The 14,769-nt window shown below is 44.7% G+C and carries 11 protein-coding genes and 2 pseudogenes; 2 read left to right on the forward strand and 11 right to left on the reverse strand.

Annotated features, from left to right (window positions below; translation table 11 throughout):
- Positions 1 to 156 precede the first annotated feature (156 nt).
- The 7 genes and pseudogenes from ABH897_RS14540 to ABH897_RS14570 form a co-directional block, all read right to left on the reverse strand.
- On the reverse strand, positions 157 to 1,098 hold the full coding sequence (locus tag ABH897_RS14540; protein ID WP_283655965.1) for an alpha/beta hydrolase: 942 nt from the start codon (positions 1,096 to 1,098) through the stop codon (positions 157 to 159).
- Positions 1,099 to 1,405: 307 nt separating this feature from the next.
- Complete coding sequence (locus tag ABH897_RS14545; RefSeq protein WP_404592277.1) at positions 1,406 to 2,773, reverse strand: sensor histidine kinase; 1,368 nt, start codon at positions 2,771 to 2,773, stop codon at positions 1,406 to 1,408.
- Entirely contained in the window at positions 2,770 to 3,444 is a 675-nt protein-coding gene (locus tag ABH897_RS14550; RefSeq protein WP_404518991.1) for a response regulator transcription factor, read from the reverse strand. Before ABH897_RS14550 ends, ABH897_RS14545 begins: the two co-directional genes overlap by 4 nt.
- 413 nt (positions 3,445 to 3,857) lie before the next feature.
- The gene (locus ABH897_RS14555) at positions 3,858 to 4,922 is read right to left on the reverse strand and encodes a Gfo/Idh/MocA family protein (protein WP_283655962.1); all 1,065 of its coding nucleotides are present in this window, start codon (positions 4,920 to 4,922) and stop codon (positions 3,858 to 3,860) included.
- Between the two features lie 18 nt (positions 4,923 to 4,940).
- A pseudogene (locus ABH897_RS14560) lies at positions 4,941 to 5,107 on the reverse strand (sugar phosphate isomerase/epimerase); the annotation flags it as partial.
- 83 nt (positions 5,108 to 5,190) lie between these two features.
- Positions 5,191 to 6,093: an ROK family protein gene (locus ABH897_RS14565; RefSeq protein WP_404518992.1), complete on the reverse strand. Its 903-nt coding sequence runs from the start codon at positions 6,091 to 6,093 to the stop codon at positions 5,191 to 5,193.
- A gap of 82 nt (positions 6,094 to 6,175) precedes the next feature.
- Positions 6,176 to 7,567 (reverse strand): glycoside-pentoside-hexuronide (GPH):cation symporter, encoded by a 1,392-nt coding sequence (locus tag ABH897_RS14570; RefSeq protein ID WP_404518993.1) that lies wholly within the window; start codon positions 7,565 to 7,567, stop codon positions 6,176 to 6,178.
- Positions 7,568 to 7,743: 176 nt separating this feature from the next.
- Here ABH897_RS14570 and ABH897_RS14575 point away from each other — a divergent pair, with 176 nt between their 5' ends.
- The gene (locus ABH897_RS14575; RefSeq protein WP_404518995.1) at positions 7,744 to 8,931 is read left to right on the forward strand and encodes a helix-turn-helix domain-containing protein; all 1,188 of its coding nucleotides are present in this window, start codon (positions 7,744 to 7,746) and stop codon (positions 8,929 to 8,931) included.
- 284 nt (positions 8,932 to 9,215) lie between these two features.
- Here the strand turns inward: ABH897_RS14575 and ABH897_RS14580 are convergent, their stop codons facing one another.
- Entirely contained in the window at positions 9,216 to 9,344 is a 129-nt protein-coding gene (locus ABH897_RS14580) for a hypothetical protein (RefSeq protein WP_283655958.1), read from the reverse strand.
- A gap of 322 nt (positions 9,345 to 9,666) precedes the next feature.
- Here ABH897_RS14580 and ABH897_RS14585 point away from each other — a divergent pair, with 322 nt between their 5' ends.
- On the forward strand, positions 9,667 to 10,575 hold the full coding sequence (locus tag ABH897_RS14585; protein ID WP_404518997.1) for an AraC family transcriptional regulator: 909 nt from the start codon (positions 9,667 to 9,669) through the stop codon (positions 10,573 to 10,575).
- 150 nt (positions 10,576 to 10,725) lie between these two features.
- Here the strand turns inward: ABH897_RS14585 and ABH897_RS14590 are convergent.
- The 3 genes and pseudogenes from ABH897_RS14590 to ABH897_RS14600 form a co-directional block, all read right to left on the reverse strand.
- Positions 10,726 to 11,389, reverse strand: a pseudogene (locus tag ABH897_RS14590) (aldo/keto reductase).
- 25 nt (positions 11,390 to 11,414) lie between these two features.
- Positions 11,415 to 12,401 (reverse strand): aldo/keto reductase, encoded by a 987-nt coding sequence (locus ABH897_RS14595; RefSeq protein WP_404518998.1) that lies wholly within the window; start codon positions 12,399 to 12,401, stop codon positions 11,415 to 11,417.
- Between the two features lie 307 nt (positions 12,402 to 12,708).
- Entirely contained in the window at positions 12,709 to 14,319 is a 1,611-nt protein-coding gene (locus ABH897_RS14600; RefSeq protein ID WP_404592279.1) for an alpha-amylase family glycosyl hydrolase, read from the reverse strand.
- Between the last annotated feature and the right edge of the window lie 450 nt (positions 14,320 to 14,769).

Raw genomic sequence — 14,769 nt, forward strand, 5'->3', positions numbered from 1 at the left:
ATGTATATTATCATACCGTTTTATTAAACACAACTCCTCAACATGATACCATGTGGACTTTTTTGAGTGTCTACTTGAAGGGGATATTACCAAAGGACGGTTTTTATATCACTTATACATTTGTACAAAATAGTGAAGGTGCCTTTTTCATCGCACTTATTTTATTCCTTCCATAAATCCCCTGAAGTTTTCAGCGATTTCCTTTGACCTGGTATGGTGCAAATAATGTCCTCCTTCAAATGTCATCACTTTTCCATGTACAGAATTTTTGACTTGCTCTTCATGCAGTGGTAACCATCCTTTAATATCTGTATTATTCGCTTGTAAAAAGAATATAACGGGAAGATTTTTTGGGAATGTTAAATTTTCAGCTGCTTTAAAATTAGAAGAAATATGCTCCATTTCATTCAAGGTCGTGGCATTATTGCCGTTTTTATTCGAAATCATTCTCATTTGTTCTTTGGTTTGATCATCAAATGATAATGAAGCATATGGATCACCACTTAGATTCTTGATCATTCTTAAGAGACCTGATTTTTTAAGAAATTCAAACGTTTTTATTGGGAATTTAACATCCATCCCACCTTGTGTTGGAACACTGCTATCGATTCCGACAAATGCACTCACTTCGTTTGGATATTTGTTCACATAATCCAGTCCGTAAATGCCCGCAATGGAATGGCCCATTAGCGTGTAACGGTCAATATTAAGCTGCTGTAAAGCTTCATGAATTTCACTTACAATATTCTCAGTGCTTCGCTCTTTTTCGGTTTCATCACTTAATCCATAACCGAAAGGCTCAATCACGACAACTTTGTAAAATGGAGATAGTTCATCTACTAGCAGCTTAAAATCAAGAGCTGGTGCTGCTGTTCCATAACCAGGCAGGAGCACGACTGTTTCTTCGCCCTCTCCTTGAATGGTAACATTCATATGTTTCCCATCTACAGGTACTAACTGGCCATAGGGTTCTATTTTTCCTTGCTCCGATTTGTTCGAGATCATATTAACGATAAAAACAATGGCTAGAAAAAGCACTATGGCTATTGCTATAACTCCTATGGATTTAAGTATAATGGTAAGTATTTTTTTCATCATTTATGCACGAGGGGTTTGAGCGACCTTTGAAGCTCGTTATCTACCTGTACTCGTGCCTACCCTCCTTTTTATGGCCTCTCTGTGTTCCACTCTCATCTTCTCCTGACCTCATCTGTTTATTCGGCTACTTTAATATGTGCTGTTAAGGATAGCTTATACGACGAAGATGTACTCCCTATGACGACAATATGAACGGAGTATGAACAAGCAAAAAATGCTGCGACGTCACATGCAAGGAAGCTTACACATGATGCCGTAGCATGGAGAATGCAGTTTAGACCATCCGAATGGTGCCATATGAATCTAACTAATCTGTCGGCGCTATGATTGGCAAGGTGACAATGACGGTCGTTCCTCGGCCGGGCTCGCTTTCCACTCGGATGTCGCCTTGATGAAGCGATACGATCTGTTTAACGATGGCAAGTCCCATACCGCTACCGCCATACTTGCGACTGTGGGAACGATCGGCCTTAAAAAACCGTTCGAATATACGCTTCTGGTCCTCGGGGGAAATACCAATGCCCGTATCGGATATTCGGACTGTCACATTTTTGATATCTTGTTTGATGCTGACGTTAATAATGCCGCCATCCATGGAAAATTTGATGCTATTGCCAATGATGTTCGTCCATACCTGGTTTAATAGATCGTGATCAGCCATTAATTGAACGGCTTTCAAATTGAGGTCGAAACGGATGCTGCGAGCCGACCATTGCGGCTGGATCGCCACGATGACTCGTCTGATCTGTTCATCAAGGCTGAAGGTGATGAGCCGCAGTTGCCGGGACTGTGATTCAAGCAAACTTAGCTTGAGCAGGCTATCGCTCATCTTGGACATTCGACCTGCTTCAGCGATGATAATATCGAGATAACGGCTTCGCTCGTGATCTGCAATATCCACTTGTTTGAGCGCCAAAGCATAACCGGATATCGAGGTGAGCGGCGACTGAACTTCGTGCGACACGTTCGATACAAATTCCTTACGCATCTGTTCAAGTTGCTGCAGATCGTGCATCATTTCTTCGAAGCTGCGAGCCAAGGTACCTAGCTCACCCTTTTGCTTAATATTCAGCTTTACGTTGAAATCTCCCGCTGCTATTCGCTTGGTCGCTGTTGTCAGCTTTTTGATCGGCCTGATCAGGAATATGGCGGCAACCAGGATCAATAAGCTTCCTGCGATCAACGAATAGGTCAAAAAAGTAAGTAACCATTTTACGGCAAAAGTGGAGGAAGGAGACGTGAGCGGCTCCACAAACATCGCTTTCGTTCCCATTTCCGTTTTTAATGGCAGTCCCAAGAGGTTCGTTGCAACAGTACTCGGATTGACTTGAACAACTTCTCCACCCAATACCTTCTTTACTTGATCCATCGTCACAGTCGCAGGATTTTGTCCGTTAAGCGTTCCGTAAGACTGGAACTGACCCGTTTCATCGAAAATTCGAATATGATAGGAATCGAGTTGTTTCATTCCACTTACGAACAAGTTCGCTTCACGTAACGGAATGGTTTCGTAAACCCGGACGATGTCCTGACCAAAGTTAAGTAAGGTGGTTTGCAAATTTTCGTTCAATTTTTCCTCAAACACCCAAAATGTAATTAAAAAAGCAATGATTATGCCCACGATGACGGAGACCAGAAATGTTAGGACAACACGTATATATAAGGATCTGATCATTCGTAAACCTCAAGCCGGTAGCCAAGCCCGCGCACTGTTTCGATCCGAAAATCGGTTGTAGTGGCGAAACGTTCTCGCAGGCGTTTAATATGTACGTCTATCGTTCGATCATCTCCAGCGTAATCAATCCCCCAGATTTGATCAATCAACTGCTCACGCGTATAGACTTGTCCGGGTGTTCCAGCGAGCTTATACAGCAATTCGAACTCCTTGAGCGGCAACGTGAGCGACTCCGTCCCTCTCATCACCTTATAGGTCTGCCGATCAAGGATGACGTTGCCGAACTGAATCGTCTGTGTGGAGCCAATCCGGTATCGTTTCAATAATGCCCTGACACGAGCCGTCAACTCCAACGGATCGAATGGTTTCGTCAAATAATCGTCCGTTCCAAGTTCGAACCCTTTCACTTTCTCCCATGTTTCGCCTCTCGCAGTCAGCATAAGTAACGGAAGATCAGGATTGGCTCTTCTGAGTTCCTTGCATAACGTCCAACCATCCATAATCGGCATCATAATATCGAGCACGACGAGATCGACATGCGTTGAGGCGTAGACGGTCAGTGCTTGCTTGCCGTCCGCGGCTTCGGCTGTTTCGAATCCGTCGTTGCGTAGAAATAAACAGACGAGTTCGCGAATGTTCGCATCATCGTCAGCAACCAGTATAGTAGGCATCCGTTCCCTCTTTCCCTGTTTTCCATCCCATATTGAAGTAACCATTATACTATAAATAAAATTGAATTCCCCCTATTCTTCCTATAATCTTACAGTGTTATTCCTCCTGGTATCCGCGGGCCTCAGGCGGCAAAGTGACAGCAAAAAACACCCTGATGAAGGAAAGAAAACAGTTCCTCCCCGATCAGGGTGTTTTTAATGTGTACTGTTAGGGCCATGCCCCGTTCCTGGATCACCAGCCGATGGCCGCTCCATCGCAGCGGGGGTCCGTGCCGCCGATCCGAAAGCCGCTGTCATCAATCAAAATGGCATGCGCGTGCCCCATGGCTCCGGAAAAATCCTCAACCGGTCCAGGTTCTCAAAATATAGGATCCTATATATCTCACTTATGGCGAATGGAAAATAGAGCTGATTTAAATCGTTCTTCGAATCACGCTTTTGGTTGCTGCCGCCTCAAAAATCGTCTCAATCAGTACCAGCACACGATGCACTTCTTCGCTTTTGATCGCAAGCTCCGCTTTTCCTTCGATGGCAGAGACAAAATTTTCATAAAAGCTTTCTGCTACCGCAGGTATTTTTTCAATTGGAAAATTCAGGGTGGATTCCTCTGACGGTGGCGCCATCGTTTTCGTCAATCCTTGGCCTGCTTGAATCGGTTTTGGTTCCACATGAGCAACATCCGGATTTCGGGTGACGATCTCTCCGCTCAAGTCCCAATCCCGGATCACTGCGGTACCCTCGGTTCCTTTAATATACCAACGCGGCAGCTTTACATAATTGGTCGTACCCACTTCAATGACCGCTGTCAGGCCGTCCTTGAACTCAATAAAGCTGGTAAAGCCGTCATCCACTTCAGTTCCCAAAATATAGCTTAACTTAGCAGCTACGCTTTCTATTTGGCTGTCCGTAATCTGAAGCAGCTGGTCCAACAGATGCACTCCCCAATCCAGTAGCATTCCTCCACCGTACGCCTTCAGTTGCCGCCAGTCACCCGGAATGCCGTTAGCCCCCTGAACCCGCGATTCCACTTGGAAAAGCTCGCCCACGGTCTTCTTGCCGATCATATCTTTGATAATTCGGAAGTCTTCATCCCATCGGCGGTTCTGATGTACCGTAAATACGCGGTTTTCTTTCTTCGCCACCTCGACAATATCCAAGAAATCCGTGCTCGTTATCGTAACCGGCTTTTCGCAAATGACATGTTTTCCGGCTTGCAGTGCCTGGATCGCTATTTCTTTATGAACGTCATTAGGCGTTGCTATCAAAACAATATCCACGGCCTGATCGGCCAGAACGGCCTCCAGACTTTCGTAGGTTTTATAGCCGCCAGCGGCAGCCAGTTCCATTCGGTAATCGACAATATCATATACACCGCCAATGGCAAGCTGCTGAATAGGTTCGATTAATTGAACATGGTAGCTTCCCATGCCTCCATAACCGATAATGACTACATTATATATCCGATTGCCCATTTTCATTTTCCTTTCACTCCTGATTTAAGCCCACCACATATCAAGCGGTTGCTCACGGGTCAAAATCGATTGCAGATTGGTTACTACACGATTAAACCCTTCTTCGACGGACATCAAAGGATCTTCGTGTTTGAGGCTTATTACATATTATACACATAAATCCGCAAAACGCTGATTATGTCGGACCATTTCTACAACCAATAATCCCAATTCATAATGTCATCGTAACTCTCCTTGCGGACTTGTTCAATGCATTTTACTTCCAGACCTGACTTTAAGAATTGACAAGCTTTTCTTTACTGACAAAATAATGATACAGCGCCCCGTACAGGTTGGCGTCGTTGCGGAATTGGCAGGCTACCACCTTGGGATTTGCGATATGCAAAGGATTGGCCTCTTTCACGTCGGCGATCGCCCGCTGAATCCGTTCAATCAGAACGGGCTGCGCGCTGATTCCGCCCCCGATCGCGATAACTTCGGGGTCCAAAATGTACTGCAGATTTAATATTTGAATGGCCAGGTACAGGCAGTATTCATCAAAAATCGCATTGGCCTCTGCGTCCCCTTGCATAATATATTCAAATATCACTTCTCCGTCAGAGGAATCGACTTTCTTGATTTCGGCAATACGGCGGATCATGTTGACCGCAGAGCAATCCAGTCCAAAGTACTGTCCCGTCTTAGTTTCGGGATTGAATTGATGCATGATATAGCTGACTTCTCCGGCGGAGAGATTGACCCCGCGGTGAAGCTTACCGTCAATGATAATACCGCCGCCGATCCCGCTTCCGAGAATTAACACCACGGAATCTTTGGCGTTTTTTACGCTTCCAAGCCAGAGTTCGGCCAGAGCCGCGCTCTTTCCGTCATTTTCGACGAAAGCGTCTATTCCGTATCTTCGTTCGATTTCCTGTTTTAAATTGACCTCGTGCAGAAAAGGCAGAGAACCGCCATGGTAGATGACGCCCCGATCCGCATCGACCGTTCCAGGGCAGCTAAGGGCGATTCCCTTAACCGCAGACAAATCATGCCCATCTATAATGGAACACAATTTATCCATAAATCCTGCTAAATGTACTCTAGGTGTTGATTGTCTGCCTTTAGTCACGATCGTTCCAGCTGAATCCATCAGCGCATATTTTATAAAGGTGCCTCCTATATCGATTGCAAGATACATAAGCATTCTCCTATCCTGTTGTTGTTACAAGAGATGGGACCTCTCCCTCCGGGGAGCAACTCCATCTCTTATACCAGTATTTTTACACTTGAGCTCTTCTAGCCTCCAATTCGGCCACAATTTCATCATGAGGCTTATCCCACCTGTAGATAAAGACCATGATCAGAATCGACAATACACTGAAGACAATCGGCAGCCAAATGTAGTTAAGCGTAATCATCTGCAATGCAGAATCGGTTTGCTTTTGTTTGGCGACATACCCGCCGGCTGCAAGCAGCCAGGCCGGAATGGCGCTGCCCAGACCGGAGCCAAGCTTGATCCCGATACCGGCAGCCGAGACAAGAATACCTTGGGCGCGGATACCCGATTTCCATTCGCCGTAATCAACCGTATCTGCCATAAGGGCAAACAGCAATCCGCCTGGGAGTCCCAAACCGATACCGCCGACGATCGTTCCCAAGATGATCATGGCGACATTGTGTCCACCCACATAGATAATGAGCTGCCCGATAATATTGATGCCAATACCTGTGATAATCAGCGATTTTTTACTGAACCGTTTGGACAAGAAAGGAACCGCCAGCATTCCGAGCACCGTTACCATCGACAGCGTGTTTACCAAGGAAACGATTTCAGGTTTCTCTAAGGTGTATGTCATGTAATAAATGCCTGCGGAGAGCTTCATGATATACATCAGGAAAAAGACGATACCGAGCAGAGAAACGGCCATCCACGGACGATTTCCTTTGATCGCTTTCAGACTTTCCTTCACAGAAAGGCTTTGGTCCTGTCCGGCGATGTTCTGCACACGCTCTCTGGTGTTCAGGAATGTGACGATGAACAGGATCAATCCCACAATAGCGAAGAGCGTCATCGTATAGAAGAAGCCTTTTTGCTGATTCCCAGCACCCAAGTAGGCGACCAGAGGCAGCAGCGTGAGGTTAACGATCAAGCCGCCAACCTGTCCACCAATCATACGGAACGTATTGGCCACGGTTCTCTCCTGGACATCGCTCGACATGCTTGGCAACATCGTCGTCAGTGGATTATTGACAGCCGCATACAGCACGTTCGCCGCGATGTAAAAAATGTAAGCGTATGCAAGTTTGCCGGAAGCGCTTAATTCTGGCCCCATAAAGAGCAGTATGGAAACGATTGCAAAAGGAAAGCTGGACCAGAGAATCCAGGGTCTTGATTTCCCCCATTTTGTATTGGTCCTGTCAATCAGTACCCCGAAGATCGGGCTGTCGATCATGTCGACGAATCTGGCGATCAGCATCAGCGTACCGACCGCAGCCGCCCCGAGTCCATACACGTCCGTAAAGTAAAAGGTCAAGTAGGTCGTAATAACTGTGTAAATCAAGTTGGAACCCGCATCCCCTAAACCGTAACTTACTTTCTCCAACAAAGACAATTTCTGATTTGAGCTTACAGCCTGCTTACCCTTCTTCAGGTCTGCTTCTACCACTGCCATTTTACATCCCCCCTAAAAGCGTTTTCAAATCTTCTTAACATTAGAGCTTGATTAAAACCTTGCCCCAACTCGGAAAGCGTTTTATTTGTTTACAGTTTAAATATATTTGTTCATGATTTATGGTATTATTTAAGGAGAAGTTGTAATTTTATATTTTTTTTATGGAGAGGAACACCATGAACCCATCTCAAAGAGACCTAGAAACCCTCTGCAAGCTCGTCTATAACGCGACCCATATTCCGATCTTCTTTATAAAAAAAGGCTGGGAAAGATCCCAGACCTTCAGCAATAATTATTCTTCTCTGATGGTCCGGGAGACGCTGCCTCAGACATTGATTGACCACTTATTCTCCCTGAATTTGAGCAAGCCGGTACAGATGGTTTATATCAATAACCGTGAGGACATTATTGCCATGCTCCCCCATCCAGAGCATGAGAATGAACGGATCATTCTGTGGCCGCATGCCGAAAAATATGTCTCGACAAACACTTTGATTGAGCCATTCGAACAGCAGGATGCTTTTGATACGAACCAGCTGTTTAATACCGCGATCCTGCTGCATCATCTGTTCTACAACGAAACCTTGTCCTTAAATAAGGTCAAACAGGATAACGAGAACCTGAATCCTTCCCTAATCTCTGAATTGATTGAACTCAAAATTATCGAGCAGCGGGAGAACAGCGATTACCACAGCTCCTTTCTGGCCGAGAGGAAGATCTGGGAGCATCTTAAAACCGGAAATATTGAAAAAATGCTGTATTACATGAAGCTGCATTCCCAGGAAGGCAGCTACGGAACCTTGTCCAAAAAAGACTCCTTGCGGAACAAGAAAAATCTTCTGATTACAGCAGTGACCCTGGCGACCCGAGCGGCCATCGAGGGCGGACTCTACCCGGAAATCGCCTATAACCTGAGCGATGCCTATATCCAGCATATCGAAGAGCTAAAGAAGATCGATTCCATCACCAAGATGCTGGAAGAGATTTTGCCCGATTTTGCCGAACGGGTCACCAAAGCCAACCGCTCCAGCTTCTCGAAGACGATCCTGCTATGTCAGGACTATATCTTCAACCACCTGCATGAACACTTGACGCTGGAATCCTTGGCCAAGCAGCTGCGGATCAGCCCCTCCTATCTGTCCAACAAGTTTAAGGAAGAGACGGGGGAGACCCTAAAAGCCTATATCCAGCGCCAAAAAATCGAAGAGGCCAAGAATCTCATCGTCTACTCTGACCTATCGATTAGCGAAATCTATTCCCTGCTCAACTTTCACGATCAAAGCTATTTCACTAAGGTATTCAAAAAAATCACGGGCCTGACTCCCAAGCAGTATAAGAATAATTTGATTATTCAGCAGAGTTGAATAAAAGAGAACGAAACCGCACAAAAGCTGACAACCGATATTACACCCGTTCTTCATACAGAATTCCGGTTTTAATCGACCGTATCTTACATTGACACAAAGTTCCCTACTTTAGCTTATGATTTAAAGCATTATAATCTGATCTCAATAACACAAGAACGTATTTCGCCAAAATATAAGATCATTTATACATTGTTATCTGCTGTGTTTTTCATTTTTCAGACGTATAGACCTTTTTGTTCCCTTAAGTCCTCCGCATACTTTGTAATTTATCGGATTCCACTTTATTTGGACTGGAGTTGATTCAAGTACTCCAGATACATCTCTTTAAAAGTAGCATCTTTTTCCAAATCGATGAGCACTTCCAGCCTTTTAATCAGGCTTTTTTCATACCACTGGATTAATTTTTCCATCGTATTCAACTCCGATGCTAAAGGGTTTTGTTCACATATTTTCAATCAGCCATTTTAATAAAAATGATTTTTCATCCACTATGTTCAGGTTTATTCATTACCAGGCTGTGGTGAACTTTCGTCTATAATTATATAAAGAAATACACCGTTTATATATTGCATTCCTTTTTATTTTAATAGGGTGTAAACTCATTATGCAGCAATGGCAGAGCAAACCGTTATCACATTTATCTTGAATAATTGCCTGATTCTCTTACGGCTATTTTTATAATAAATACTGATGGCTTATAATGAACATGATCAACGAATAAGGAGGTACTTCATGTCTCAGGTAATAAGTAGGCAGCAAAATGAACTTGCCGGGCTGATTCAGCGTCACTGCCTTGGGGAGGGAGTTCAGAAGACGGCGATCCCTTCTTTATTTTTTATCCGCTATTCCAACACGACTGAACCAGACTACGGAGTCTACAAGCCGAGCTTCTGTTTTATAACTAAAGGTTCGAAAGAAATATTTCTGGCACAGGAACGTTTTACATATAACCCTGCTAATTACCTGATTGCATCCATGAATCTGCCGGTGGTTGGCCAGGTGATTAAAGCTTCGCCTGATGACCCTTACTTAAGTTTTAAGCTTGAATTTACACAGAACCAGATTTTAGAGATTTTAAACGACTTGGAAATTCAGCCAATGCCTAAGGAAAATTTGAAGCGGGCTTTATTTGTCGGCCAGATGGAGTCGGATCTGATGGATGCAATCCTTAGATTAGCCCGTCTGCTGGACAATCCGAAGCATATACCGTTTTTAGCTCCTATGTTTATCAGAGAAATACTATATCGGCTCCTACAGGGCCAATATGGGGTTACACTGGGACAGATTGCAATGGAGGGAAGCAGCTCGTACCGAATCAGGGAGGCTATTGAACAAATTATTCATCATTATGATAAGTCTTTGCGGGTCGAGGAGCTTGCCGAATTAGCCAGTATGAGCGTTTCCTCATTTCACCGGAACTTTAAAGAAGTAACCGCTATGAGCCCTCTTCAATTTCAAAAACAACTGCGTTTGCAAGAGGCCCGCCGTCTCCTATTATCTGAGTCAGCAGATGCCGCTGATGTCGCTTTTCGAGTGGGATATGAAAGCGCGTCTCAATTTAGCCGTGAATATTCTCGAATGTTTGGTTCTCCTCCTAGGGCAGACATCAAATATCTTAAGGAAAAATATTATAGATACTGAACGCTTAATTCTCTTTGTTGAGGCTTCAAAATGTCGAGAAACCCACGTCTCAAAAAGACGGGGATTCTCGACATTTTGAGAAAAAGTATACTTCTTCTCTTCTTCAGGTGAAGCGTATTGAATGCACTTCGTGTTATAGAGATGAAGCTACTAATCCTCAAATCTTCTGTTTCCAAGCGCTTTGACCATTTCTGGATCATTATGCGAGAAGAAGCTGCTTTGTTTTGTATCTAACGTTGCCATCTTCTCCATATCTTCCTGACTTAATTCAAAGTCAAAGATATTGAAGTTTTCAATAATTCTTTCTTTGTGAACCGATTTTGGAATTACCACAACTTCTCTTTGCGTCAACCAGCGTAAAATGACCTGCGCAACAGATTTGTTGTACTTTTGAGCCAGTGATGTTAAAACGTCATTCTGAAACATATTGTTTCTTCCTTCGGCAATGGGTCCCCAGGACTCAATCTGAACATTGTACTCTTGCATAAGTTCAGCACTATGGATTTGCTGACAGAAAGGATGCGTTTCGACCTGGTTTACTGCAGGCGTGACTTCATTATGGACAATCAAGTCAACCAGACGGTCCATCTGGAAGTTACTCACGCCAATGGCTTTGATTTTTCCCTCACGATACAATTCCTCCATAGCACGCCAGGAACCATACACATCTCCGAATGGTTGTATCGATCAGACGGTAGCCTGCCATAATAGCATCGTAAACGGATTGTTCACACTCATTCGCATCTTTAATTTGATAAACACCAAAACCAAGTATTGGCATTTCAACACCATTGTTCAGAATTACTTTGTTCATATGAAATCCTCCTGTCGTTGAGTACTCAGAGGCCTGTTCTTCTTTCCAATTCCTCTGGATATCGGTCACCCATCAGTATGATTTTTGATGCAACAGAATCGATTTTCATCAAATCTTCCGAGGTAAGTTCTATATTAGCCGCTCCCAAGTTTTCTTCCAGGCGGCTTAATTTACGTGTACCCGGAATCGGAACAATCCACGGTTTTTGAGAGAGCAGCCAGGCCAGTGCAATTTGGGCAGGTGTCGCATTTTTCTGCTCCGCTACTTCTTTTAGCAGATCTACGAGTGCCTGGTTGGCCTCAAGCGCCTCCGGCGTAAAGCGCGGAAGAGTATTGCGAAAATCTCCCTTCGAAAAGGAGGTACTGGCATCGAAGCTCCCCGTTAAGTATCCCTTACCTAGAGGACTGAACGGAACAAAACCTATACCCAGCTCCTCCAGAGTTGGCAAAAGCTCTTCTTCAGGACGTCTCCACCACAGAGAGTATTCGCTCTGCACTGCAGTGAGCGGCTGAACTGCATGTGCCCGGCGGATCGTCTTCACACCAGCCTCGGATAGACCCCAGTGCTTAACTTTTCCTTCCCGGATCAGATCCTGCACTGCTCCTGCTACTTCCTCGATTGGCACATCGGGATCAACACGATGTTGATAGTAGAGATCAATCACGTCGGTATTGAGACGTTTTAAGGATTCCTCGGCAACCTTCTTAATATGCTCAGGCCGGCTGTTCATCCCTGCCTGTTTGCCATCCTGAATGTTAAAGCCAAACTTGGTTGCAATGACTATCTGATCCCGAACAGGAAGTAGTGCTTCCCCGACAAGCTCCTCATTGGTATATGGTCCGTATACTTCAGCGGTATCAAAAAAAGTAACACCACGTTCAACGGCATCTCGAATAACGGAGATCATTTCCTGCTTATCCAGAGCAGGTCCATAGCCATAGCTCATTCCCATACAGCCGAGACCGATTGCGGATACGTTCAGACCGCTTTTCCCAAGTATTCGTTTTTGCATTATTCCTCTTCCTTTCCAATGAACGAATTGACCAACTTAGTTTCAAGCCAATGCCATATATCGGTTAATTTGATAGGGTGTAAACCAATTATGCAGTAACTGTACTGTAGATCGTTATATCATTTGTCTTAAATGATTGCCTAATTCTCTTAAAACTTCAGGAATCAGGGGTTAGATGAGGATGTGATCGTTCGTTTCTGGTTCATTTTTATTTATACAAAATGAATAAATAATGTAGATGCCCTATTCCTGAAACACCCCAACACGAATTCATCGGTATATATCCCGCTTCATTTGAACGGTTAGTTTACGTATGTTCAGCTTTTCTGTCTTCTTTGGTAATCAGAGAACTGTAGGCTGGAATCACGACCGTTCCTTTCTTCGCCTTCATATCCTTCGAGGTGGAGAAGACCACTTTCCACTTGCCCTTATCCCAATCTTTGATCTGCAGGGTAACCGGCTCTCCGGACAGGTTATGATATACATACAATGTTTCTTTGCCTGAAGTGCGTTTAAATGCAGTTACGCTGGCAGAACCTGATTGGATCGGTTCCAAACTGTCGCTGCGGAGGGCTTCATGTTCTTCCCTCAGACGGATGAGCGAGCGGTAGCTTTCCAGCAGGGAATCATTGTCCCTTAGCTGCGCTTCGACCGATATTTCGCCTGTGTTGTATTGGGGTTCCTCCCACGTCGTTTGACCGGGGCCATCTCCTTTGTACCAGCGCATAGGCTCCCGTAGATACTCATCGGGCTTCTCTCCCTTCATACCGATTTCTTCCCCGTAATAAAGGAACGGCTGCCCTGGCAACGTCAAAAGAATCGAAGCGGCCAGCTTGGCTTTTCGCACATCCCCGCCCAGCTCACTCATGACACGGGTCTGGTCATGGTTGCTCAGGAATGGAGCATCGAGTGCCGCCTTATTGTACGATTTATACAATTTCAGTGTTTTCTCAGCGAATGTCGCAATACCCTGATCCTGACCATTTTTTATAGAGTTCAAAATCGTTCCGCCCATGTCAAAATTAAACAGGGAGTGAAGTGGTCCGTAGTAAGGAGCTATTGTCTCCGGTTTGTCCCATACCTCCCCCGCTAGATATACATTTGGATTTACCTTCTCCATCTCGGAACGGAACTCATTCCACCAGGCGATGTTTTTTTCGGCACCCTCCTTCGTCTGTCCTTTAAAAATGTGCATCGCCGCGTCAAGCCGGAACCCGTCTGCACCTTGCTGTAGCCAATACTTCCCGACCTTGATCATTTCTTTGCGAACTTCGGGATTGTCGAAGTTCAAATCCGGCATTCCCGACCAGAACGTGCCGTAGAAATGCCCTTCACCATTCGGATTCTTATGCCATACCTGTTGTCCCCACGAGCCTTTTTCATCCAGATCTGTGTTCTTATCCGCCCATACGTAATAGTCGTGGTATTTGCTTTGCGGGTTGACGCTGCCCTCTTTGAACCAAGGGTGCTCACTGCTCGAATGATTAATAACAAGGTCCATAATCACCTTGATGCCCTTTCGGTCCGCTTCTTTCATCAAGGTGCGGAAATCATTCAGATTCCCATATTGCGGATCGACCTGATAATAGTCGGTTACATCGTATTTATGGTAGCTTGGAGACGGATTTAGGGGCATGAGCCAGAGGCCGTTGATCTGCAGATCCTTGCCCGAACGGGGGTTGCCGTCGTTTAAGTAATCAAGCTTTTGTGTAATTCCTTTCAAATCACCGTGTCCGTCTCCATTCGAATCATAAAAAGAATTAATATAAATTTCATAAAACACGCCGCTTCCAGTAGAAACCGGAGACTTATGTCCGTTCATTTCCTGCTCGGCCATTGCACCTGAAGCAAACATCGTGAGCATAGGCACCGTTAACATGGCGGTGGACAATCTTCTTAAGCGTTTGTTACGTGTCAAAACATATCAACTCCTTTGATTGTTATGGATGCGTCTTCATTATAAAGATAAAAAATCCAAGAAAGGGGGTATATTATTATCTATTTTGGTGGAAAATATCGCTCTTCTTGTTTTATCTCTGTATTCAACTGCAAATGATGAGGTGGCATTTCGGAGCCATACAAGGAGATATCCTTCACAGAATGCTACTTTTAGACTACTTATCGTCATAATCAGAATCACTATAGAGTGCTATGAGAAGACTGAGTTGGCGATAAAGCATAAAAAACACCCCCACAGCATTCGGAACAGTAAGCGGTGCCTTCCACTGCATGAATGATGTGCAGAAAAGAAATATCCACTTTCTGCCCTTCAACCGATACCTCCGTTGGCACCCGAATCCGACTCGACCAGTTCAGTTTTCACCAGCAACGTGATATTTTCGATAGTTATGTGGGAGATAGACCCTGA

Source organism: Paenibacillus sp. RC73 (assembly GCF_044908085.1).
Taxonomy (GTDB): Bacteria; Bacillota; Bacilli; order Paenibacillales; family Paenibacillaceae; genus Paenibacillus; species Paenibacillus terrae_A.

What these genes read in the sequence shown, in the direction of transcription:
- ABH897_RS14575 (WP_404518995.1), top strand. Translation starts at nt 7,744, where the DNA reads ATGAACCCATCTCAAAGAGACCTAGAAACCCTCTGCAAGCTCGTCTAT.
- ABH897_RS14580 (WP_283655958.1), bottom strand. Translation starts at nt 9,344, where the DNA reads ATGGAAAAATTAATCCAGTGGTATGAAAAAAGCCTGATTAAAAGGCTG.
- ABH897_RS14540 (WP_283655965.1), bottom strand. Translation starts at nt 1,098, where the DNA reads ATGATGAAAAAAATACTTACCATTATACTTAAATCCATAGGAGTTATA.
- ABH897_RS14565 (WP_404518992.1), bottom strand. Translation starts at nt 6,093, where the DNA reads ATGTATCTTGCAATCGATATAGGAGGCACCTTTATAAAATATGCGCTG.
- ABH897_RS14585 (WP_404518997.1), top strand. Translation starts at nt 9,667, where the DNA reads ATGTCTCAGGTAATAAGTAGGCAGCAAAATGAACTTGCCGGGCTGATT.
- ABH897_RS14545 (WP_404592277.1), bottom strand. Translation starts at nt 2,773, where the DNA reads ATGATCAGATCCTTATATATACGTGTTGTCCTAACATTTCTGGTCTCC.
- ABH897_RS14570 (WP_404518993.1), bottom strand. Translation starts at nt 7,567, where the DNA reads ATGGCAGTGGTAGAAGCAGACCTGAAGAAGGGTAAGCAGGCTGTAAGC.
- ABH897_RS14550 (WP_404518991.1), bottom strand. Translation starts at nt 3,444, where the DNA reads ATGCCTACTATACTGGTTGCTGACGATGATGCGAACATTCGCGAACTC.
- ABH897_RS14595 (WP_404518998.1), bottom strand. Translation starts at nt 12,401, where the DNA reads ATGCAAAAACGAATACTTGGGAAAAGCGGTCTGAACGTATCCGCAATC.
- ABH897_RS14555 (WP_283655962.1), bottom strand. Translation starts at nt 4,922, where the DNA reads ATGAAAATGGGCAATCGGATATATAATGTAGTCATTATCGGTTATGGA.